The 22,188-nt window shown below is 34.5% G+C and carries 17 protein-coding genes and 1 pseudogene; 12 read left to right on the top strand and 6 right to left on the bottom strand.

The window, feature by feature from the left end:
* The first annotated feature begins 44 nt into the window (after positions 1–44).
* The 9 genes from ACP6PL_RS09200 to ACP6PL_RS09160 all read left to right on the top strand — a co-directional run bounded on the left by ACP6PL_RS09200 (position 45) and on the right by ACP6PL_RS09160 (position 10,709).
* Entirely contained in the window at positions 45–704 is a 660-nt protein-coding gene (locus ACP6PL_RS09200; protein WP_426544781.1) for a TVP38/TMEM64 family protein, read from the top strand.
* A gap of 74 nt (positions 705–778) precedes the next feature.
* Positions 779–1,690 carry a class I SAM-dependent methyltransferase gene (locus tag ACP6PL_RS09195; protein ID WP_426544769.1) on the top strand — a complete coding sequence of 304 codons (912 nt, stop codon included), beginning with the start codon at positions 779–781 and terminating at the stop codon, positions 1,688–1,690.
* A gap of 857 nt (positions 1,691–2,547) precedes the next feature.
* Positions 2,548–3,252, top strand: coding sequence for an HAD family hydrolase (locus ACP6PL_RS09190; RefSeq protein ID WP_426544767.1), 705 nt, complete (start codon positions 2,548–2,550; stop codon positions 3,250–3,252).
* A gap of 730 nt (positions 3,253–3,982) precedes the next feature.
* A complete protein-coding gene (locus tag ACP6PL_RS09185) occupies positions 3,983–4,219 on the top strand; it encodes a hypothetical protein (protein WP_426544765.1) in 237 nt (78 codons plus the stop codon).
* A 162-nt stretch (positions 4,220–4,381) separates the two neighbouring features.
* A complete protein-coding gene (locus ACP6PL_RS09180; RefSeq protein ID WP_426544763.1) occupies positions 4,382–5,419 on the top strand; it encodes an amino acid ABC transporter substrate-binding protein in 1,038 nt (345 codons plus the stop codon).
* A 216-nt stretch (positions 5,420–5,635) separates the two neighbouring features.
* Positions 5,636–6,802 (top strand): amino acid ABC transporter permease, encoded by a 1,167-nt coding sequence (locus ACP6PL_RS09175; RefSeq protein WP_426544761.1) that lies wholly within the window; start codon positions 5,636–5,638, stop codon positions 6,800–6,802.
* A 317-nt stretch (positions 6,803–7,119) separates the two neighbouring features.
* Positions 7,120–8,331 (top strand): amino acid ABC transporter permease, encoded by a 1,212-nt coding sequence (locus ACP6PL_RS09170; RefSeq protein ID WP_426544759.1) that lies wholly within the window; start codon positions 7,120–7,122, stop codon positions 8,329–8,331.
* Between the two features lie 122 nt (positions 8,332–8,453).
* Positions 8,454–9,230, top strand: a complete 777-nt coding sequence (locus ACP6PL_RS09165; RefSeq protein WP_426544779.1) for an amino acid ABC transporter ATP-binding protein — start codon at positions 8,454–8,456, stop codon at positions 9,228–9,230.
* Between the two features lie 276 nt (positions 9,231–9,506).
* Positions 9,507–10,709 carry an NAD(P)/FAD-dependent oxidoreductase gene (locus ACP6PL_RS09160; RefSeq protein ID WP_426544757.1) on the top strand — a complete coding sequence of 401 codons (1,203 nt, stop codon included), beginning with the start codon at positions 9,507–9,509 and terminating at the stop codon, positions 10,707–10,709.
* 136 nt (positions 10,710–10,845) lie between these two features.
* On the opposite strand, the gene ACP6PL_RS09155 is transcribed toward ACP6PL_RS09160, so the two are convergent.
* From ACP6PL_RS09155 to dxr, 4 genes and pseudogenes are all read right to left on the bottom strand, one after another.
* Positions 10,846–11,400, bottom strand: a complete 555-nt coding sequence (locus ACP6PL_RS09155; protein ID WP_426544755.1) for a Uma2 family endonuclease — start codon at positions 11,398–11,400, stop codon at positions 10,846–10,848.
* A gap of 296 nt (positions 11,401–11,696) precedes the next feature.
* A complete protein-coding gene (locus tag ACP6PL_RS09150; protein WP_426544753.1) occupies positions 11,697–13,214 on the bottom strand; it encodes a site-2 protease family protein in 1,518 nt (505 codons plus the stop codon).
* 331 nt (positions 13,215–13,545) lie between these two features.
* Positions 13,546–13,989, bottom strand: coding sequence for a tetratricopeptide repeat protein (locus tag ACP6PL_RS09145; protein WP_426544777.1), 444 nt, complete (start codon positions 13,987–13,989; stop codon positions 13,546–13,548).
* A 21-nt stretch (positions 13,990–14,010) separates the two neighbouring features.
* Positions 14,011–15,177, bottom strand: a pseudogene (gene dxr, locus ACP6PL_RS09140) (1-deoxy-D-xylulose-5-phosphate reductoisomerase); the annotation flags it as partial.
* Positions 15,178–15,537: 360 nt separating this feature from the next.
* Between dxr and ACP6PL_RS09135 the strand changes: the two are divergent.
* Entirely contained in the window at positions 15,538–16,518 is a 981-nt protein-coding gene (locus ACP6PL_RS09135; RefSeq protein ID WP_426544751.1) for a glycosyltransferase family 2 protein, read from the top strand.
* A 575-nt stretch (positions 16,519–17,093) separates the two neighbouring features.
* Positions 17,094–18,599, top strand: coding sequence for a DUF2079 domain-containing protein (locus ACP6PL_RS09130; RefSeq protein ID WP_426544749.1), 1,506 nt, complete (start codon positions 17,094–17,096; stop codon positions 18,597–18,599).
* 436 nt (positions 18,600–19,035) lie between these two features.
* Here ACP6PL_RS09130 and ACP6PL_RS09125 read toward each other — a convergent pair whose 3' ends face one another.
* Positions 19,036–19,260, bottom strand: coding sequence for a hypothetical protein (locus tag ACP6PL_RS09125; protein ID WP_426544747.1), 225 nt, complete (start codon positions 19,258–19,260; stop codon positions 19,036–19,038).
* Positions 19,261–19,435: 175 nt separating this feature from the next.
* Here ACP6PL_RS09125 and ACP6PL_RS09120 point away from each other — a divergent pair, with 175 nt between their 5' ends.
* On the top strand, positions 19,436–20,911 hold the full coding sequence (locus ACP6PL_RS09120) for a DUF2079 domain-containing protein (RefSeq protein ID WP_426544745.1): 1,476 nt from the start codon (positions 19,436–19,438) through the stop codon (positions 20,909–20,911).
* Between the two features lie 195 nt (positions 20,912–21,106).
* On the opposite strand, the gene ACP6PL_RS09115 is transcribed toward ACP6PL_RS09120, so the two are convergent.
* Positions 21,107–22,174: an LOG family protein gene (locus ACP6PL_RS09115; protein WP_426544743.1), complete on the bottom strand. Its 1,068-nt coding sequence runs from the start codon at positions 22,172–22,174 to the stop codon at positions 21,107–21,109.
* Between the last annotated feature and the right edge of the window lie 14 nt (positions 22,175–22,188).

Here is a 22,188-nt window from a genome sequence, read left to right as displayed (position 1 = left end):
AAAAAAAGCCTAAACTCAACAAGCTAATCAAACCACTATTAATTATGTTTGGAGTCGCAACTATACTAATTGTTGCTCAGAAATTTTTTAATGCTCAACAACTATTGAATAATGCCTTAAATTGGATTGATACACTTGGCCCCTGGGGTCCGATAGCTTTTATCATTATCTATATCTTGGCTACAGTTTTATTCCTGCCTGGCTCACTACTAACACTTGGTGCAGGTCTGCTCTTTGGCCCTCTTTTTGGCTCCGTTTACGTTTCTATTGGTTCAACTATAGGTGCAACTTGTGCCTTCTTAGTCGGTCGATATTTAGCACGAGGTTGGGTTTCCAAACAAATAGAAGGAAATGAACAATTTAAGGCCATTGATAAAGCTGTGGCTGATGAAGGATGGAAAATCGTTGGCCTAACCCGCTTATCTCCTATTTTTCCTTTTAACTTGCTCAACTATGCTTTTGGTCTAACTCAAGTTTCTCTACGGGATTATTGTTTGGCATCTTGGATTGGCATGATGCCAGGTACAGTAATGTATGTATATCTGGGTTCCTTAGCTGGAAGTTTGGCAACTTTGGGCACAGAAAGTGGCTCCCGCACTACGGCAGAATGGGTTCTATACGGAGTTGGTCTAGTCGCTACAGTTGCTGTAACTATTTATGTTACGAAAATCGCCAAAAAAGCCTTAGAAAAGAAAATCTCCTAATTTATATCAGCAGTGTTAGTAAAAGGATTGGGCTTTATAATTAAATACTAGGACATTATGGTCAACAAAATTTGATGACAGTTAGGAAAGATACAGTATACGAGAAATTTCTTTCACCATTGGTCAACAACTTTTTGATTGACCAAGAAGCTATGAAACGGTTCCGCAGTAGTATAGATTGGGAGGCAGAAAGCGATCGCCTAACTAATCCTACCCTAATTCATCCTGAATATTATACCTCCGGGAATTTCCACGGTATTGAAGGAGGTTATCTAACTATAGATGCCGCAGTTACTTATGATCCTATTACTCAGTATGCTTTACCGCCTAATGAAACTTGGGTCAGAAAAGGTTTAGTTGATAGAATTCAGGTTAGACCAAGACGTATACTAGATTTAGGATGTGGCACAGGTTCTATGACCTTGATGCTGAAACAGACATTCCCTCAAGCAGAAGTTATCGGTATAGACTTATCACCATATATGCTTGTCTGTGCAGAAGCTAAAGCTAAAACAGCAGGGTTAAATATTCAGTGGCGACATGGCAATGCAGAAAAAACAGGATTTCCAGATGCTTCCTTTGATTTAGTAACAATGGCTTTATTATTCCATGAAACTCCACCACAGGTATCAAGAAGTATTTTGCAGGAAATTTTTCGACTGTTAATAGTTGGAGGCCAAGTTGTTATTCTGGATGGTAACCAAAAAACCTTGCAACAAACTGAGTGGCTGACAGAAATCTTTGAGGAACCTTATATTAAGTCTTATGCTAGAGGTAATATTGATGCTTGGTTAGGTGCTGCGGGATTTGGTGCAGTGGAAAGTCACGATATATGGTGGCTTCATCAGGTTAGTAGTGCTGTTAAGCCACTTTTAGATCGAGACTCTGAGATGATACTAGAAGTAAACCATAATCTACCAAATTGGGATAATGATAGTGGTCATTTTCCTACTCCTGCTTATTATTTATATAGCAATCAGGAATGATTTATGAGATATTTAAGAACAATTAAGATAAATCAAAATCCTTTTATATTCTGACTCCTATAGGGGCGATTTTCTAAGTTCATGCTCCGCAAACGCGAATCTCCCCTATCCCTAATTACCACTAAAATCTTACAACTGAAATATGATTGCTATATAACAGTTTATGACCAAAAAATAAGGTCAATAATCTCTTTTTGGATAGGGTACAAAAAAATAAACTTCAATATTTTGAGTAAATGGCTCTCAGCCGGAGGTACTGATAAGTAATATAAAATATAAAATTTTTGCTACAAATACTTAAGCTATTTCAAGGAATAATAAGTCAGTAGGAATAGTCTATAATTATTTATTAAAGTAAAACTCTGTTTTTAGTCAAATTAACATTTATAAGTAAAGTTTTTTAAGCTACTAAATTATTTATAAGTGCATAAGCAAAATTAATTAGGGTTTGCTGAATAAATCTGAAAGTGTTTACTGATATTGCTTTTGGCATTTTTAAGTCTGGAAAAATTACGCTCGCTTTGAGTTGAAAAGCCTCAAAAAGTTAGTATTAACAGACAAGATTTGGACAGAGTGAAGGATAATTCTTTCTCCTGCCTTCTCTAAATTCCTTACCGAATAATTATTAATTATTAATTATTAATTATTAATTATTAATAATTCAGGTTTAAAGCCTCCTCTTTCAAGAGGAAAAAGCGGTCGTTTGCGGAGCAGTCCGTTAGGATGGGATGGCGAGGTTTCCTCGCCATATCCAATTTAAAAATTCATGCTGTTCAAATCCTTTATTTATCCTAAATATTTAACTATAACATAACTAATTACCCGGATTCTGTAGAATACAATAACTGATAACTGAAATGACTCTCAAAGCTGTTTTGTTCGACTTTAATGGTGTAATTATTAATGATGAATTTCTCCACGAAAAATTAATAGAACAAGTCCTACTTGAGGAAAATCTGCTGCTTAAACCAGGGGAATATCACAAATTTTGTCTAGGAAGAAGCGATTGTGCTTGTTTGGAAGATATATTGACCCAAAGAGGTAGATATATAAATGAAGGGTATTTAGAACAGTTAATCAAACGCAAAACCCTAGCTTATCAAAAACAGTTAGAAAGTATTGAAGAGTTACCAATTTATTCAGATACGGTAGATTTTATTGATCGGGTTTCTCAAGCTAATCTGAAAATGGCTGTGGTTACTGGTGCTATGCGAGCTGAAGTGGAATTAGTGTTAAATAAAGCTAATTTAGCTGATTATTTCCAGGTAATTATTGCTGGGGATGATGTTGAGGCTAGTAAACCACAACCTGATGGTTATTTATTAGCAGTAGATATTTTAAATCAACAATATACAGACATTAATCTTCAACCTTCAGAATGTTTAGTAATTGAGGATACTTTTCCAGGTATTGAAGCAGCTAAACTAGCAGGAATGGCTGTAGTTGGTGTTGCTCATACTTATCCATTTCATATGCTCCAACGTTTGGCTAATTGGTGTGTGGATTATCTTTCCGATTTAGAATTGGACAGAATACAAAAGGTTAATCAAGAAATTATATGATGTCGGCCTAATCACCAATAATGAAGTTATATGAAATACAAAAAATTATGCTACAAATAAAGCATCAGACAAAGCTTCTAATATGAGATACAAAAAATTGTACAAATATTAAGAATCTCCCAATCTCCCAATCTCCCAATCAATCTTTGGTAGCAAACATCAACGTATTTCATATTAGAAGTCATTAGGGGAGAATAGCCATGCCCCCGTTCATTCTTACTGTGCATACATTTGAGAATGCTTGCCCTAGTAATGGCGAATTCCATATTGCTATATATTAATTTTTTGTATAAAAAACTACTTTTTTTTTGAAAAAAGTATGTATTTAGGTGATAAACTTCTTTTAAATTTCAAATTCTGAAGCTAAATGTTGGAGTACAAAAACTCACACTGAAAAACAACTCAAATATTTGAAGGTTGTTAAGATTAGTAAGCATAACACTAGAAAATAAAGGACTAAAGGTATTTTATGAACTTACCAAATATGATTAAGTCCCATCAAAGATAAGTAAAGAAACACATCAGTTTGTAAAGATATTAGCAACAATTGTAACTTATTATGTGTAACTGCCTCTGATATAAGTAAAGTTCAGTTATGATTTAGTAAATCTAAAGGAATAGTTAAGGAAACACAAAATTGGGTAAATATGTGTTCAAGGATACGTCCTAATTACTATTCTTGACCAATTCTCTAAAGAAAGACGGATATGAAATTTATATGGAGGTTCCTATGACTCCCACAATGTTACGTCAGCTTTGGTCTGTAGTAGAAAACTCTCAACCTACAACCTTAGTCTCACTAGATGATGCCACCTTAGTTCAGTGGTTAATTAAACAGTTGAAAAAAAGAAGTACCCTAAATTGTACAGAAGCAGATTTAATTAACGAATATATCCAATCTCGGTTGTCCTTGATTAGGGATTTAGCTGAGGAACGTTTGGAAAGTGGACCTTCACTATCAGTATAGGTTTGAATTTCAAGTAAAAATCAAAAATCAAAAGTATTGAGATAAAAAGGAAAAAATGTGGAAAGTAATTGCTTGAGATGTTCCAGAAGCGATCGCCAAGCTTGACACTATGGTAGCTTTGAGTAGATCACTTTTGTCAAAACAAAAAAATCAGAATAAACTATGCAAAAATGGGGATCTATTCTAATCGCAGCTATGTTGATGGCACTACCACTAACAGCTTGCGAAGAGGAAAATCAACAAGCCACCAGTCGTCTAGATGTAGTGAAAGAGCGTGGTAAATTGATATGTGGTGTAGAAGGTGGTATTCCTGGATTCAGTTTTGTAGACTCAAATGGTAAATACTCAGGAATAGATATAGATATCTGCAAAGCGGTTGCTGCTGCTTTATTTGATGATTTAAATGCTATAGAATATCGTAACTTAGATTCAACGGAACGTTTTACCGCTCTTAATGGTGGAGAGGTAGATATGCTATCTCGGAACACCACATGGACTATTAGCCGAGATACTACTGTTGGTCTGGAGTTTGCCCCTACTACATTTTATGATGGTCAAGGCATGATGGTTCGTGCTGATAGTGGGGTTAAATCTTTGGAGGAGCTCAAAGGTAAATCAATTTGTGTCGAAGCAGGGACAACTACAGAATTAAACTTAACAGATAATCTTCGCCAACGAAATGTTGAAGCAGAAACATTAACATTCCAACAAGCAGATCCAGCTTATGCAGCTTACGCGGATGGACGTTGTGATGGAATGACTTCTGATAAATCTCAACTATTAAGTCGTCGTAGTACACTACCCAATCCCGAAGACCATATTATCCTAGATGTTACTATGTCCAAAGAACCTTTGGGTCCAGTAACAAAAAATAATGATTCAGCTTGGTTTGATGTGGTAAAATGGGTAACTTATGCTTTGATAGAAGCTGAAGAGTTAGGGATTACCCAAGCAAATGTAGATGACCTGAAGCAAAATTCTGATGACCCTACAATCAAACGCTTTTTAGGAGTAGAGGGAGACCTGGGTGAAGGTTTAGGTTTAAGTAATGATTTTGTTTATAGAGTAATTAAGCAAGTTGGTAACTACGGTGAAGTCTACAATCGTAACTTAGGAGAAAATTCTCAATTTAAGTTACCTCGCGGTATAAATGATTTATGGACTAATGGTGGGTTGCTTTATTCTCCGCCTTTCCGTTAATAATAAACTCACAACAGCAAAGATTTGGGAATTAATCTACACTCAATTTCCCAAGTCTTTATAAATTCAAAAGTCAAAATTCAAAATTCAAAAGTCAGAATATCTATAACCAAGTTTGGGCACTTATAAATGTCCTAATTTTTGCTTCGATTATTATAGGTTTCTATATCTTCTACTCCCCTACTCCCTACTCCCTACTCCCTACTCCCTAAAATTATGATTGACGAAAAAAATCAAAAAATACCCCTGTGGCGAGATGAGAGATTTTGGCGTATTGCCTTACAAGTTCTTGCCATAATAGTTTTTGTTGTGGTTGTAGTTATAATGATTAGTAACCTCAGCCGTAATTTAGCACAACAAGGTACAAAGTTTGGCTTTAGTTTCCTAGATAATGAAGCAGGATTTAGTATTAGTGAAAGCTTGATTCCTTATAAACCAAAAGACCCTTATACTCAAGTTTTATTAGCAGGTTTTTTTAATTCTCTGCGAGTAATGATTTTAGGGATTTTATTCACAACAATAGTCGGAATATTAGCGGGTATTGCTAGTTTTTCTGAGAATTGGTTACTGCGGAATTTGAATCGAGTTTATGTAGAAGTTGTTAGAAATACTCCCCTATTATTGCAATTATTTTTCTGGTATTTTGCAGTTTTTTTCAGTCTTCCTAAACCTCAAGAAAAATTAGAATTACCCGGACCAATATTTATGAGTAAACGAGGAATAGCTATTCCTTGGCCGGAAAATAGTTTGAATGTTTGGTTATGGTTAATAGTTTTAGTTGTGGGAGCGATCGCTGCGATATTTATTTGGCAATGGCGGAATAAATTAATGACAGAAAAAGCAGCATCTGGTCAACCACAAATTATTGCTTTAATTAGTATGGGAATTATTGCAGTATTTATTATTATATTTGGATTGGGTTGGCAAGCACCTATAGCAACAGAAACAGGAGGTACAGAAGGCGGATTAAATTTAACATTAGAACTTTCAGCTTTGCTAGTAGGATTAGTATTTTATACAGGTGCTTTTATTGCTGAAATTGTTCGTTCTGGGATTCAAGCAGTACCGAAAGGGCAATGGGAAGCAGCGAGGTCTTTAGGATTAAAGTCTGGTTTAGTAATGAGATTGGTAATTTTTCCTCAAGCATTAAGGGTGATGATTCCATCATTAAATAGTCAATATATGAACTTAGCAAAAAATTCTAGTTTAGCAATAGCTATTGGTTATCCAGATTTATATGCTGTGGCTAATACTACTTATAATCAATCAGGTCGCCCAATTGAAGTATTTATCATTTTAATGGTGGTTTATCTTTCTATAAATTTGACAATTTCATTGTGTATGAACTTTTTAAATCAAAGTGTTCAATTAAGAGAAAGATAGGAAAATTCAAAAGTCAAAATTCAAAAGTTAAAAGTAAGATTTTATCTGCTCAAAACTTTGATGCTACTTTCAAAAAATACTGCTTCATTTCAGACAATCATCTCTATCATTTCCCTCTTTTTTATTCAAATTTACTTCTTCTCTCCTAGATAACTGAAGCATTCTTTCTTACTTTTACTATTTTTAACAAACATTTATCAAATTTCTATAACACGTACCACTAAAAATGTTTGGTTTACCCTACGGATAAGCTCCGCTAACGGTTCCTCAAGCCAACCTACGGAATTTAATTTTTTTACTCTATTATATATAAATGTATGAAAACAATAAATACAAATAAATCTTCTGCTCCACCATTTCCAGAAACTAATTCCATAGAATGGCTAAGGAAGAATTTTTTTAGTACCTGGTACAACACATTACTAACACTAATATTATTCAGCTTAATTTTTTGGTCAATAACTAACTTTATTTCCTGGGCAACAACAGAAGCAGAATGGCAGGTTATCAAGGTTAACTTGCCATTATTAATGGTGGGTAGATATCCGAGAGACCAATATTGGCGGATCTGGTTAATACTCGGCATGATTTCTAGTTTCTCTGGTTTTTCTTGGGGAGTTATTGCTAGAAACTCAAGTACATTATTTACATTGCCAGTATTGATTTTAATTGCTGTTGTACCAGCTATTCTGTTATTAATTCCTGTAGCTATATTATTTAAACTATTACTGGTAGGAATGGTTATTTTAGTTATTGCTACTGCCTGGATAGGAAAACAATTAGGGAGAAAAAATAACAACTTAGGTAAATATCTATCTTTTGCTTGGTTTATTGCCTTTTTATTAATTATCTGGTTAATCGGAGGTGGATTAGGATTAAAATCTGTATCTACAAATGACTGGGGTGGTTTAATGCTAACTATATTAATGGCTGTAGTTAGCATTTTTTTATCTTTCCCATTAGGAGTTTTATTGGCTTTAGGCAGACAAAGTACATTGCCAGTAATTAGAATATTTTCTATTGGTTATATTGAAATTATTAGAGGATTGCCTTTAATTTCAATTCTATTTATGGGGCAAATAATGATTCCCCTATTTTTGCCAGATGGAATGCGACCAGATAGAATTTTACGGGCAATTTTAGGATTAACTTTATTTAGTTCCGCTTATTTAGCAGAGAATGTTAGAGGTGGTTTACAATCTGTACCTAGAGGTCAAAATGAAGCGGCAAAAGCATTAGGTTTAAATACTCCATTAAGTTTAGGATTAATTGTTTTACCTCAAGCTTTAAAAGTTGCTATTCCATCAATAGTCGGTCAATTTATTAGTCTATTTCAGGATACAACTTTATTATCAATTGTAGGATTAGTAGAATTGTTAGGTATTAGTCGTTCGGTTTTAGCTCAACCTCAATTTTTAGGAGATTATGCCGAAGTTTATTTATTTGATGGTGTACTTTTTTGGATTATTTGTTATGCCATGTCAGTAGGTAGTCGGCAGTTGGAGAAAAAATTAAATACTACTCATTAATTATGTGATAACCCTCAATGATTTGCGATAAAAACCATACTGGTTTGCAAAGCAAAACCCTACGATAAAATATTAAAATCTAATTCTATATTAATAGAAATCCCTATTCCCTAAAGATGAAAATGAAACAAGCAGAAACAAACAAAACTGAAGCACAAATAGATGCCAATATCGGAATTATTGCCACAGATGTCCAGAAATGGTATAGCAATAATTTTCATGTTCTCCGTGGAGTAAGTCTCACAGTAAAACGTGGGGAAGTAGTAGTAATTATGGGGCCAAGTGGCTCTGGTAAATCTACTTTTATTCGTACTTTTAATGCTCTAGAGGAATTTCAAAAAGGCAGCATTATTATAGACGGCATCAGTTTATCCCACGACTTGAAAAATATTGAAACTATTAGACAAGAAGTAGGGATGGTATTTCAGCAGTTTAATTTATTCCCTCACTTAACAGTTTTGCAAAATGTGACCTTAGCCCCCATCTGGGTGCGCCGATGGCCAAAAGTTAAGGCGGAAGAAGTGGCAATGCAACTTTTGGAAAGAGTAGGTATTTTAGAACAGGCGAAAAAATTCCCTGGTCAACTTTCGGGGGGGCAGCAACAGAGGGTAGCGATCGCTCGTGCTTTAGCGATGCAGCCTAAAATTATGTTATTTGATGAACCAACTTCAGCGTTAGATCCGGAGATGGTGCGGGAAGTTTTGGATGTTATGCGTAGTTTAGCAGATTCTGGAATGACGATGGTAGTAGTGACTCACGAGGTAGGGTTTGCACGGGAGGTAGCAGATAGAATTGTGTTGATGGCGGATGGGTTATTGGTAGAGGAGGCAACCCCAGAGGAATTTTTCCAAAACCCGAAAGAAGAGCGTACTCGGAAGTTTTTGTCACAGATATTGTAGGAGTGAAAATTTAAAAGTCAAAAGTCAAAAGTCAAAAGTAAGATTTTACAGATTTTCAACCTGAACCGAGAGGTTTCAAACCTCAGCGGAACTGATAACTGATAAGCGATAGAAGAACAAACTTATAATCTGGCTAAAATCATTATTCCAATAATCAAGCTGTATATTTCGACAAAAACAAATGCTTTTGAAGACTTAATGAAGTCTTGCCAGCAAATCAGTCAATTAACAGAAGCAAGTTGAAAATTCAGATGTCTTGAAAATTTATAGAAACTAATGAAGAATTCCAACACAAAATATGATTTTCTAATTGTAGGTAGCGGAATTTTTGGTATCACTGCTGCTGTAGAATTAGCAAAAAGAAAATATAAAGTGGCAGTTATTAACCCAGATACCATTCCCCATCATCTGGCAGCTTCTACTGATATTACTAAAGTTGTGCGTCTGGAATATGGTAGCGATAAAGAATATTTCCGCATGGCAGAAATATGTATTGATCGCTGGAAAGAATGGAATGAGCTTTTCGGGGAAGAGTTGTACCATGAGGTAGGTTTTTTAATGCTGTGCAAAGATAAAATTGAAAGCGATCGCCACAGCTTTGAAAAATTTAGTTATCAAAATCTTATCGAAAGTGGTTATTCTCCAGATAGAATAAATGCCAAAGGTATCAAAGAACGTTTTCCGGTGGTGAATACCTCGGTTTACATAGATGCAAATTTTAATCCCAAAGCAGGTTATGTAGAATCTTCCTTTGTAGTAGAAAAACTAACTGAGTATGCTCGCTCTTTAGGTGTAGAAATTTATCAAGGGCAAACCGCAGAAAGTTTTGTACTGGAAAAGGGGAAGCTACAAGCAGTCAAAACTAGAGAGGGAAATACTTTTCAATGCGGTCATGCGCTAGTGGCAGCAGGTGCTAATACTTCCTATATTTTGCCAGAACTACAACCTTACATGAAAGTAACTGGTCATCCTGTATTTTGGTTGAAACCTCAAAACCCCAAATATTTTTCGTCACCTTATCTAAGTGTTTTTGCTGCCGATATTTCTAATTCGGGGTGGTATGGTTTTCCTTTTTTGCCTAAATATGGTGTTGTCAAGATAGCTAAACATTCTATTGGTGTACCTATTCATCCTGAAAGTAGCGATCGCCGAATTCAGGATAATGAAGTGGAAAATATGCGGTCTTTTTTGAAGATGACTTTACCCGAACTGTTAGATGCACCTTTGGTGTATACTCGCAGATGTTTATATACTGATACCCTTGACGGACACTTCTGGATAGATAACCATCCAGAAATTAAAGGTCTTTCTGTTAGTAGCGGTGGCAGCGGTCATGGTTTTAAAATGGCGCCTTTATTAGGAGAAATTGCAGCAGATGTTGTGGAAGGGAAATCAAATCAATTTTCCCAAAGATTTAGATGGCGACATTTAACACCCGATACTGTTCAAGTTGAAGAAGCTAGAGGTTTTGAGATTTAGGGAATAGGGAAAAGTTGGAAGAATATTCGCCAGCTTCTAGCTCGCACTCGGTAAATGACATTTTTAAATATGAAACGTACTTTATAATAATCTGATTTCCCTATTACTTTTGCCTTTTGACTTTTGCCTTTTGAATTTAAACCAAACCTGCTTGGTGAAAAACTTGTTCAACAGTTATTTCTAATTCTGGCAAAACTTCATCTGCTAAATTCTCTTTTCCTCGTTTAGTTTGTGGGGGAGCATCAGGATAAAAAATAGTAATGCTTTTTGCTTGTGAATCAACAATCCAAACCCTAAAAACTCCTGCATTCAAATAATCTGTTGCTTTTTCACTTAAATCGCCAAAAGATTGACCAGGAGAAATAATTTCAATAGCTAATTCAGGAGGAAACGGACACAATTCATCTTCAAATCTTTCTAGGGGTAATTTATCATAAGAAATATATAACAAATCGGGTACAGGAACCCAATCTTTACCATTTTTTGCTAGAGTAACTCCCCATTCTATTCCTACTTCTCCTTTTGATTGGCTCCAGTTAGTAAGAAGTAGATAAAGAGTACCTTTTAAGCGAGAATGAAATCTTTTTGGAGACATTTTAGGTTGTACTTTTCCATCAATTAATTCATAAGTAATATCTCCTTCTGGAAGAGCTAAAAACTGTTCTAAATTTAGTTTTGTCTCTGCAATCATAGTTATTTTTAAAGAAGGTTAGTAGAGAACAGGAGAGTGTGGGAGGAGGATGACCCACCCCTACTGCTCCTAGGAGGGGAAAGTCGGTTTTTATTAATGTAGTAGACCGACACATCTAAAATGGTGCATTACGATGGATTGCTGAATCCCTTTGATAGTCTGAACTTAAGTCGTATAACGCACCCTACAAGTTTTGCTTCCCACACTTACTTTTATTTGTCACTGCTTTTAGATTTAATCAGCAAACCATAATTAAAGATATTTCTCATTATCAATTATCAATTATCCATTATCCATTATCCAATACCCAACCTACCAGCTAAACCAGGAGTTAGAGGGAACAAAGTAGCGATCGCCAAAAACAAAGCTAACAAACACAAAGCAGCTCGCGCATCATCCGGTTCAGTTAATTCATTCAAACAAGGGCGTTCCAAATTTCGCTGTAATACCAAAATAATAATTGCCCAATACAACGCCAAAGGATTAACTAAAGAAGCGATCGCCAAGACAATAAAAGTAAAAAATGTTGATCTACCTGCAACTTTCCGACCATAAACTGCTTGAACAATTCTACCACCATCCAACTGACCCGCAGGCATCAGATTAATTGCTGTAATAAGTAAACCCAACCAACCCATAATTGCTAGTGGGTGAACATCTACTATATTTTGATGTACTGCCGGACCTAAGATCGCTCGCGCTAGAGTTCCCACCAAAACAGAAGCTCTGAAAAATTCTGATGGCATTTGAAACAGACTACCCTCGTGGGAAAGCAACAAACCCCCTAATAACATTACCAAAGAAATTAGTCCTCCTACAGCAGGTCCGGCAAAAGCAACATCAAACAGAACTTTTCGGTTAGGGATCATGGACTCGAAACGGTTAACAGAACCAAAACTACCAATTTGCCAAGCGGGGAGAAAGAACGGCCAACTAAAGCGAACATTGTGACGTTTTGCCAAGACTTGGTGAGCTATTTCATGACCGCCTAAAACTATCCACAGACCAATGACAACAGGTAATGCTTCTTGATATCTCATAGGTTCGTTGAAAAAGTCGAACCCTAGCAACAACCCACCCGCTTCAAAACTGGTGGCAATAGTCGCCAGTAACAGAATAACTGCCAGAATTTTCTGGGATGTAGTGGCAGGTTGAGGGTCAGTTTTGCTTGGTAAAATGATGACTACTGGTTTAGCTTCTGGACTTTCCAATAAAAATAATCGGTAGCGATCGCCCAGTTTTTCTGCCAATTTTGCTGATAATTTAGTATGAACTTGTTCTGTATCTCCCCGTAAATTACCCTTGAAAATAGCTCCCTCTTGATAAGGGATAGTTTCAGTGGCAAAAAAGGTATCAATACCAAAAATGTCTTTTACTTTTTGCAAGTCTTCAGTAGGAATAGGAATAAATTCTAGAGTTTCTTCTTTTCTCTTTTCCTCATTTTCTATTTTCTCTAGATTTGTTAATTGAGTTTTCTCTTCACTAAAATCAGGTTTTGAGGAGTTACTAATAGATTCAATATCAGGTTTTTTTTCTGCTTCTTGAGCTGCTATTATTCGTAGTTGTCGTCCCAAATAAATGTACAATCCTGTACAAGCTATTAGCAGAAATAAAATCAATACTAAGTTGATATAGATTCCCGCAGCAAATAGAGCAAAAAATAGTAGCCAAGGCGCCATTAAAACTACCGATTGTAACCAGGCCAAAATGCCTGTTTTACCATAAGGTCTAGCTCTGTAGTATCCCCAGCCCAGAATTCCAAGAGCAATCAAAGCTACTATTACTGTGGTTGTATTTTCGGATGTGGTGTACATAATCAGTTATCAGTTATCAGTTATCAGTTATCAGTACCTCCTGTAATAGGAAGTCTTTAAATACTGAATTTTGTTTTTTTTATAGCCTTAAAAGGAGAGGCTTAAGACCTTATTTTTTAGTAACAATCAATAAGTCTTCCATAGATATATTTTTTGATTATCAAAGGAAAGACTTTGCTTGTTTATTTTTTTGATTGTCTATAACTATTTTTAAAGATTTCAAAACTTAATTTATTACTACTATAGTTGTTTAAATAGTAGGTAGTAATTTCAGTTTTGCTTGGTATATGTTTGTTTGTTTTCCCTTTCTATAAAAATTGATTAAATCAACTTAGTCCTGTAGCAATTTTTCTATAGTTTCTGGGTTAGCATGAATATGACTCCGATGCTTGGCAGATGTATAATTAGGATTTAGTCTAATTGCTTGATTATAGTCAGCGATCGCTCCCCAATTATCACCAGCTTTTCGCAGTACATTTCCCCGTCTGTAATAAGCTTTTGGATGAGTTGAATCTATTTTAATTGCCTCATTATAATCAGCAATTGCTCCCTGATAATCTTCTAATTTATCTTTAACATCACCTCTATGAATATAAGCATCTACATGACCGGAGTCTATATCTATTGCCCGATCAAATTCTGCTAAAGCTGATTGATAATCTTGTTCTTCATATTTAGTTAATCCCTGTTGATAAAAATGATTAAATTCTGTCGGCTCATGTTCTGTTTCTGTTTCCGTTTCCGTTTCTGTTTGATTTTCATCAACATTAACCAAGTTGATATTTGTGAGAGAATTATTTACTATACTACTTCCTGCTAAAGCTTCTTTTCTTGCCCATTTATCTGCTGCTAAAATATCATCTAGACTAGGATTTTCCTGATAACTTGACTTATGTTTTTCACATACATATTCAATTAATTTAGGAATATCTAAAAACGGAATTTTTTCTTCTAAAAATAATGCTACAGCTTGTTCATTTGCTGCATTCAAAACTGCAGGCATAGAACCACCCATACGACCTGTAGAATAAGCTAACTGAATGCAAGGATATTTCAAATTATCAGGTTCCTTGAAAGTCAGTGTTCCAGCTTTAACTAAATCTAACTGTTCCCAATCAGTATAAATCCTTTCCGGCCAAGATAAAGCATAAAGCAAAGGTAAACGCATATCTGGCCAACCCAATTGAGCTAAAACAGAAGTATCTTGTAACTCAATTAAAGAGTGAATTATACTCTGAGGATGAATCACTATATCAATATTGTCATAATCCAATCCAAACAAATAATGAGCTTCAATAACTTCCAAACCTTTATTCATCATTGTGGCAGAATCAACGGTAATTTTTCGACCCATTGACCAGTTAGGATGTTTAATAGCATCTGCCACTTTTACTTTTGATAATCTCTCAATTGGCCAATCTCGAAAAGCGCCACCAGAAGCAGTTAAAATAATTCTGCGTAAACCATCTTTAGGTATACCTTGAAGACATTGAAAAATTGCTGAATGCTCTGAATCTGCAGGTAATAATTTTACTCCATATTTTTCAATTAAAGGATTAACAACCGGACCTGCTGCGATAAGTGTTTCTTTATTTGCTAAAGCAATATCTTTGCCTGCTTCAATAGCAGCAATAGTAGGTAATAAACCAGCACAACCGACAATACCTGTCACAACAGCTTCTGATTTGCCATATCTAGCTACTTCTGTCACACCATCTTGGCCAGCAAGCAATATAGGTTGAGGTTCCAGGTCAACAATGGCCTCTTGTAGTGCCGAAAATTTGGACTCATCATTAATAGCAACAATTTGAGGGCGAAATTGTCTGACCTGTTGGGCTAATATTTCTACGTTGCTTCCAGCAGCTAATCCAATAACTCGAAATTTGTCTGGGTTGTGAGTCACAATGTCTAAGGTTTGAGTACCAATGGACCCTGTAGATCCCAAGATTGTAATTGCTTTCATATTTTTTTTAGAAAGTTGTCCACAATTCCACTATACGATTCATTGGTCATTTTGTGTTAAGTAGCTGTACAATATCAATTACATATATTCACAAAATACATATTTATGGGATTATAAGATTTATTAGAGACTTAAATAGGCAAAAAAAATCAATAGTCAAAGTAAACCATAATTTCTGAAAAACTAATTTTAAAAGCTTATTTGGATGTTGAAAATTGAGCTTTTTGAAAAATTAGAGAAACTTTGAAGTTAACCCAGATAAAACTCAATCTTTACCATCAAAATTTTCCAGTATTGCCTGATTTAAAGAGCGGAAAAATTATACCACTTCCCCAAAAGAAATAAAGGGAAAAAAGATTAATGACTAAGCTAATTATACAAATCCCCTGTTATAACGAAGAAGCTACTTTAGGAATGACTCTAACTGAATTACCTCGACAACTTCCTGGTATAGATCGGATAGAATGGTTAATTATTAATGATGGTAGTATTGACAAAACTGTAGAAGTCGCTAAAGCGTCGGGAGTAGATCATATTGTTAATTTTAAATATAATCGAGGATTAGCAAAAGGTTTTATGGCGGGAATAGAAGCCTGTTTGCAACATGGAGCTGATATTATTGTTAATACGGATGCTGATAATCAATATTGTGCAGCAGATATACCTAAACTAATTGAACCAATTTTAGATGGAAGAGCAGAAATAGTAATTGGTGCTAGGCCAATTCAAGAAATTAAACATTTTTCACCAATCAAGAAATTTTTACAAAAAATAGGTAGTTTAGTTGTCCGTATTGCTAGTGAAACAAACATTGCTGATGCTCCTAGTGGTTTCCGTGCTATTACTCGTAATGCAGCACTACAATTAAATGTTTTTAATGAATATACTTACACACTAGAAACTATTATCCAAGCTGGACAAAAAGGAATGACAATTATTTCTGTCCCCATTAGAACTAATGGTTATTTAAGACCATCCAGATTAGTTAAAAGCATTCCAGTTTATATCCAAAGATCGATTTTTACGATCATTCGGATTTTTATGACTTATAAGCCTCTAAAGTTTTTCACAATTTTAGGGACTATTCCCTTTAGTTTTGGTTTCATCTTATGTATACGTTGGTTAATTCTATACTGGAGTGGCACTACGAGAGCTCATGTCCCTAGTTTAGTCTTAGCCGCAATTTTAATTTTAATGGGATTTCAGCTATTTATTTTTGCTCTAATTGCTGATTTGATGTCAGTTAATCGTAAGCTTTTAGAAGATATTCAATTAAAATTACGACGTAATTTTTTTGCTAACTCATTAGAAAATAACCCTAAAAATTATGATTTTGATTAGCTTTTTACTGTTTTAATAATAGTTATGTTTATATTAGGAATTTTTCCCAAAATTTAATCCGTAAAATTATGTAAAAAATACTGATTATTGGTAAGAAAAATCCTCCTTTTATCTTCTATCATTACTTAAAAAATATTGAAGCACGGGACGGAAATTTTGTGGCAAAATCTTAGGAAGAAAATTGTAACTACTGAAGATGGTTATTTAATGTTTGCGCTCCATAGTATAGTTATGAATAAAAAATATTCCCATGCATATTGAGCTTGCCCAAGGTCAGTATAGTAGTAACGAATATAGGGTAGTGCATGGAGTAGGAATAGTTAATTGCTTATATAGGAATCATATTTCAGTTGTGAGATTTTAGTAGTAGTTAGGAGTCAGGAGACAGGAGTCAGGAGTCAGAATATTGAAGGATTTTGAGCCTTCTTAATTGTTCTGAAATATCTCATAAATCATTCCTAATTGCTATATTTTAATCCTCAAATAGAAAAATTCTGGATAAAAGTCGCCAGTTTTTGTGCTTTGTGCTACTTTTTATCTGACAAATTGACTTGGGGAATGTGAGATTTAAAAATATGACGTTTTTGCCACCGCCTGTTGTGAGTAGGATGATAGCTCTAGCAGCATTAGTTCTATTTATCTCTAGTAGTTTACGCCATGCTTTGTTCTACTCTACAGGATTTGACTTGGGTATTTATGACCAAGTTGTATATTTAATTAGTCAAGGAGAATCTCCCTTTTCTTCTTTTTTGGGATATCACCATTTAGGAAATCATGCTGCTTGGTCTGTCTATCCTTTAGGATTATTCTATATGATTTATCCTGATGTCCATTGGCTACTTTTACTACAAGCTATATGTTTAGCCTTGGGAAGTTGGCCGACTTTGTGTTTGGCCAGACTGGCGGGGTTAAATCAAGGACAAGCAGTAGCGATCGCTATTTCCTATCTTTTATATCCAGTAATTTTTAATATCAATTTATTTGATTTTCACCCGGAAGTTATGGCTTTGCCTGCTATTTTAGGAGCAATTTTAGCAGCTAGACTAAAACGTATTTTCTGGTTTTGTATTGCTATTATTTGGGTGTTAGGTTGTAAAGCAGTTTTATCATTGACTGTAGCTTTTATTGGTTTGTGGTTACTAGCTTTTGAAAAGCGTAAGTTTTGTGGTTTAATTGCTCTTGTTTTAGGAATTTTTTGGTTTATAGTTGTTACTCAGGGAATTATTCCTTTTTTCAGTGGTAAAGAAGTAGCTGGAGTCGGGCGTTATAGTTATCTGGGAGATTCGGTTGTGGGAATTATAATTAATATTTTGCTACAACCAGGATTAGTATTAGGCAAAATATTATCTTTTGAAACTATCAAATATATTTTTGTGTTATTTTTACCTGTAATTTGGGGAATATTTCCACTGTTTCAGACAAGTCAGGCTGTTTTACCTAATCTTATTTCTCTCATTCCAACTATTCCCACAATTATGTTGAATGTTCTGTCTGAAGTATCATTTCAGAGAAGTTTAAATTATCAGTATTCTTTACCTGCCATTAGTTTTTTATTATTAACAGCAATTTCCTGTTTAGCAGCAGCTTCTCAAACAGAAAATAAAAGTATTGAGAGAGAATTAACTTGGATAATTAAGTTAGAAATTCCAAAATTTAATCTGAGATTACCAATACCAAATTTTCAATATCCCCGCATAATTATTTTGTGGTCTACTTTAATATTTCTTTTGTTTGGTAATCTAGGAAGTTTATTTTCTTATGTAGGTAGCTTTGATACTTGGCAAGCTACAAATAATGCAATTAGTTACGTTAAAACTAAAGGTGGGGTACTTACAGATAATCGATTAGCACCCCATTTTACTCATCGTTCAATGGTAAAATTATTGAATCAAACAGAACCAGATAATTTAGATGAATTCGATTATGTAGTTTTGAATTTACGTCATCCTTGGCCGGATACTGAGGAGGCAGGTATTATTCTGTCTAAAAATCTCCAAAATAATCAAGAATGGGAATTAAGTTATCAAGAAAATGATGTAATAGTATTTCAAAGGAAAGAAGAAGTAATTGATAATGGATAATTGATAATTAGGATTTGCTGATTAAATATCAAAGCATTTACAGGTAAAGATTTTAGTTTTTTTAGGTTGAAACTCAAGTGCAAACTTTTAGGTCTTTCAGGTTCAAAAATTTAGCATTTTGGGTTGACTATGGCAGAAAAATTACTTATACAATTGTTCTTACTACCTTCTTTGTAATTACTATTTATCCTGACCAATAGATAAGGTCTCAAGCCTTCCCTTTTAAGGAGATAAAAAAATATCCGATTCAGTATTTCAAGCCTCTTATTTAAGTAGGGGTTACTGATAACTGTTAACGTTAGCGAAGCTCCTCTGTAAGAGGCAGTTCCTCTGTTAGCGTAGCTCCTCCGCAGGAGGCAAGAGGCTAACTGAAATGACTCCTACCCTTACCAAAAGACTTTATTCAGCAAATCCTAATTAGAGATAGTTTTTATTATCAATTATCCATTATTTCTTTAGCTTTTCTAAATTCAAGAATTTTTTGATACAACCTTTCGTGGGTTTCATGTTCAAATAGCTTATCTCTGAACTCAAGATAATCTCCTTCTCCTAAATTACAAGCGGCAACAAATTGGAAAAATTTTAAGAGTTCTAAATGATCTTTAAGAATTAAAAGTGCTTCTTGAATCAATTGTTTTTCGTTAGTTGTTCTGGTTTTCATAAGATACCTCAGTGATAAAATAAACAGGATTAGCAGTTTTAATAGTTGATAAAGTTTGACAGCGATTGATTAATCTTCTATCGCAAGTTATAAATCTGACAACTGAAATATAATTGCTATAATATTCCTCACTTCTTGCTTCTTCCTTCTTGCTTCTTCCTTGTTCCTTCTAAAAATGCTAATTATCAAACGATTAAAATCTAATTTTCTACTTCCAATAACTATTATTGCTGCCGTAATTTTATTTCTCTGTAGCAGTGTGCGTCACTTATTATTTCAATCTAGTGCTTTTGAAATGGGAATTTATGACCAAGTTACTTATTTAATAAGTCAAGGTTTATCCCCCTTTTCTTCCTTTTTAGAAGTACATCATTTGGGCAATCATGCTGCTTGGGCAATGTATCCCGTAGCATTATTTTATAAAATTTATCCTTCAGTTTATTGCTTATTACTAATACAAGCAATTTGTTTAGCAATAGGGACTTTTCCTACTTGGAGTTTAGCCCGTTATTCAGGGTTAGATAAAAAGCAAGCTTTTGCCATAGTAATAGTTTATTTGTTATACCCAGTGGTGTTTAATCTCAACTTATTTGATTTTCATCCAGAGGTAATGGCGTTACCAGCAATATTAGGAGCAATTTTAGCCGCCAAATTAGATAAAATTTTCTGGTTTTGTTTAGCTATTATCTGGGTTTTAGGATGCAAAGCTGCTTTATCTTTACCTATTGCTGCTATGGGTTTTTGGTTATATTTCTATGAAAAAAAGCGAGTCTGCGGTGCAATAGCTTTATTTGCTGGTACGGCTTGGTTTATTATTGCTACTGAGATACTAATACCTTATTTTAAGAATGGTCTGCCCCCTGGAGGAGTTGGACGTTATCGATATTTAGGAGACTCTATTCCAGAAATTTTATTGAATCTTTTTTTAAGACCTGAACTGGTATTTGGTAGATTGATTTCTCTCAAGACTTTAGAATATTTATTATTGCTAAATCTGCCGATAATTTGGTGGCTTGCTCCTAAATATTTCACTCCTTTAATAGCTGCTTCTCCAGTTTTGGCTATGAATATTTTGTCTGATATTGATGCTCAACGAGATTTAATTCATCAATATTCTTTGCCAATATTACCTTTTTTGTTAATGACTGTAATTTATACGATCGCTGATGGTAAATGTGGTTTATGGTATTGGCTCTGGAATTTGCGTCGCCCTCAAGAAGATAAGGGTAAAAATATATCTACAATTGTTAATAACCGCTTACCAAAATTTATCATAATTTGGTCTTGCATAGGATTTTTGGCTTTAGCTAAATATGGTTATTTTTGGTCTATTTATTTAGATTATTTAGATACTTGGCAACCAGCACGAACGGCAATTAGTTTAGTTCAGACAAAAGGTGGTGTTTTAACTACTTCTGAAATTGCTCCTCATTTAAGTCATCGTCAGTTTATTAAGTTAATTGTTGAAGAGGAGGATTTACCTAGAGATGAAGCCTTAGCTGAGTATGATTATATATTAGTAAATGTACGTTATCCCGGTTGGAAAAGCAGTCAGGAATATTCGCGGAAATTAGTCGATAAACTAAAAATTAATTCAGAATTTCAGCTTAGTTATGAACAGGATGATGTTTATTTGTTTGAAAATAAATAGTCAGCATTCAGCTATTAGCCTTCAGCTCTCAGCTTTTTAATACAGCGTTCCATCCGGCGTGAAGTACACAGCTAACACGCAAGATGCCTGTGCTACAAAAATTTTACGGTTTAATCTGCTGTATCTGTACTTCTAGGTGACAGGAAATGTAGATGTAACTCGAAAGCTAATAGCTGACTGCTGAATGCTTACTAATTACTTATGCTCTGGATGAGTTAATTCTGTTGTATTTTCTCCCATTTGATTTATCTGACTAATCATTTGATATAATCTACCAGTATCCTTTTGGTTAAAGTGCATAATTAAACGTGGTAAATGAGAAGTTTCATCTTCTGACTCTTCTGGTAAAACTTGACTTTTTTCAATCTTTCCTACAGTCAAAATATCCCTAAATTCTTGATTCAAAAAATCGACATTTTTTTGTGAAATTTCTGAGTTGAGACGAATTACAAACTTCTCTCCTACATAACGACTAGAATGATATACTCTATAAAAATTAGCGATCGCTTCACAAGCTGATTCTAAATTATCAGTAATAGTATAAAAATTAGGATCTTCTGGACTAATTAAACCTCGTCGCAGTAATTGTTTATGAATAAAATCATTCCAGTCATGCCAATAATTTCCTCCAGGATAATCTATTAATACCAGAGGAGCAGGACCATATTTACCTGTTTGTGTTAATGTTAAACTTTCAAATGCCTCATCCATAGTACCAAAACCACCAGGAAATAATACCAAAGCATCACTTTCTTTGAGGAAAAATAATTTACGAGTAAAAAAGTATTTAAAGTTAATTAATTTATTATCACCTGCGATAAATTCATTAGAGTTTTGCTCAAAAGGTAACTGAATATTTAAACCAAAAGATTTGTCGCTTCCCGCACCTTCATTACCAGCTTGCATTATCCCACCACCTGCACCCGTCATTACCATAAAACCTTGTTTGGTAATTCGACGAGCAAATGCTACTGCCATTTGATATTCTGGAGTATCTGGAGTTATTCGTGCAGAACCAAATATAGTAATTTTACGAATATGACGATAGGGATAAAATGTTTGAAAACCCTTTTCCATATCTTGTAAAGAGGCAGCTAATATCTTCCAGTCCAAGCGATCGAGTTCTTCTGCTGCCATATTAACTATAGTAGAGAGCGATCGCCCGATCCATTTTTGCTGTTTCAAGTTGGGCAAATTCTTGAGTAACTTGCTTACTTCTGCCTCGATAAACTCAATTGTAGATTTCTCAAAATCTGAGGCCATAGATTGTTTCTATA

Source organism: Dapis purpurea BLCC-M126, assembly GCF_050015975.1.
In the GTDB taxonomy this organism is placed as follows: domain Bacteria; phylum Cyanobacteriota; class Cyanobacteriia; order Cyanobacteriales; family Microcoleaceae; genus Trichodesmium.
This window is presented reverse-complemented; position numbering and strand designations above follow the sequence as displayed.

What these genes read in the sequence shown, in the direction of transcription:
- ACP6PL_RS09160 (WP_426544757.1), top strand. Translation starts at nt 9,507, where the DNA reads ATGAAGAATTCCAACACAAAATATGATTTTCTAATTGTAGGTAGCGGA.
- ACP6PL_RS09185 (WP_426544765.1), top strand. Translation starts at nt 3,983, where the DNA reads ATGACTCCCACAATGTTACGTCAGCTTTGGTCTGTAGTAGAAAACTCT.
- ACP6PL_RS09150 (WP_426544753.1), bottom strand. Translation starts at nt 13,214, where the DNA reads ATGTACACCACATCCGAAAATACAACCACAGTAATAGTAGCTTTGATT.
- ACP6PL_RS09195 (WP_426544769.1), top strand. Translation starts at nt 779, where the DNA reads ATGACAGTTAGGAAAGATACAGTATACGAGAAATTTCTTTCACCATTG.
- ACP6PL_RS09135 (WP_426544751.1), top strand. Translation starts at nt 15,538, where the DNA reads ATGACTAAGCTAATTATACAAATCCCCTGTTATAACGAAGAAGCTACT.
- ACP6PL_RS09165 (WP_426544779.1), top strand. Translation starts at nt 8,454, where the DNA reads ATGAAACAAGCAGAAACAAACAAAACTGAAGCACAAATAGATGCCAAT.
- ACP6PL_RS09175 (WP_426544761.1), top strand. Translation starts at nt 5,636, where the DNA reads ATGATTGACGAAAAAAATCAAAAAATACCCCTGTGGCGAGATGAGAGA.
- ACP6PL_RS09155 (WP_426544755.1), bottom strand. Translation starts at nt 11,400, where the DNA reads ATGATTGCAGAGACAAAACTAAATTTAGAACAGTTTTTAGCTCTTCCA.
- ACP6PL_RS09130 (WP_426544749.1), top strand. Translation starts at nt 17,094, where the DNA reads ATGACGTTTTTGCCACCGCCTGTTGTGAGTAGGATGATAGCTCTAGCA.
- ACP6PL_RS09115 (WP_426544743.1), bottom strand. Translation starts at nt 22,174, where the DNA reads ATGGCCTCAGATTTTGAGAAATCTACAATTGAGTTTATCGAGGCAGAA.
- ACP6PL_RS09200 (WP_426544781.1), top strand. Translation starts at nt 45, where the DNA reads ATGTTTGGAGTCGCAACTATACTAATTGTTGCTCAGAAATTTTTTAAT.
- ACP6PL_RS09120 (WP_426544745.1), top strand. Translation starts at nt 19,436, where the DNA reads ATGCTAATTATCAAACGATTAAAATCTAATTTTCTACTTCCAATAACT.
- ACP6PL_RS09170 (WP_426544759.1), top strand. Translation starts at nt 7,120, where the DNA reads ATGAAAACAATAAATACAAATAAATCTTCTGCTCCACCATTTCCAGAA.
- ACP6PL_RS09125 (WP_426544747.1), bottom strand. Translation starts at nt 19,260, where the DNA reads ATGAAAACCAGAACAACTAACGAAAAACAATTGATTCAAGAAGCACTT.
- ACP6PL_RS09180 (WP_426544763.1), top strand. Translation starts at nt 4,382, where the DNA reads ATGCAAAAATGGGGATCTATTCTAATCGCAGCTATGTTGATGGCACTA.
- ACP6PL_RS09190 (WP_426544767.1), top strand. Translation starts at nt 2,548, where the DNA reads ATGACTCTCAAAGCTGTTTTGTTCGACTTTAATGGTGTAATTATTAAT.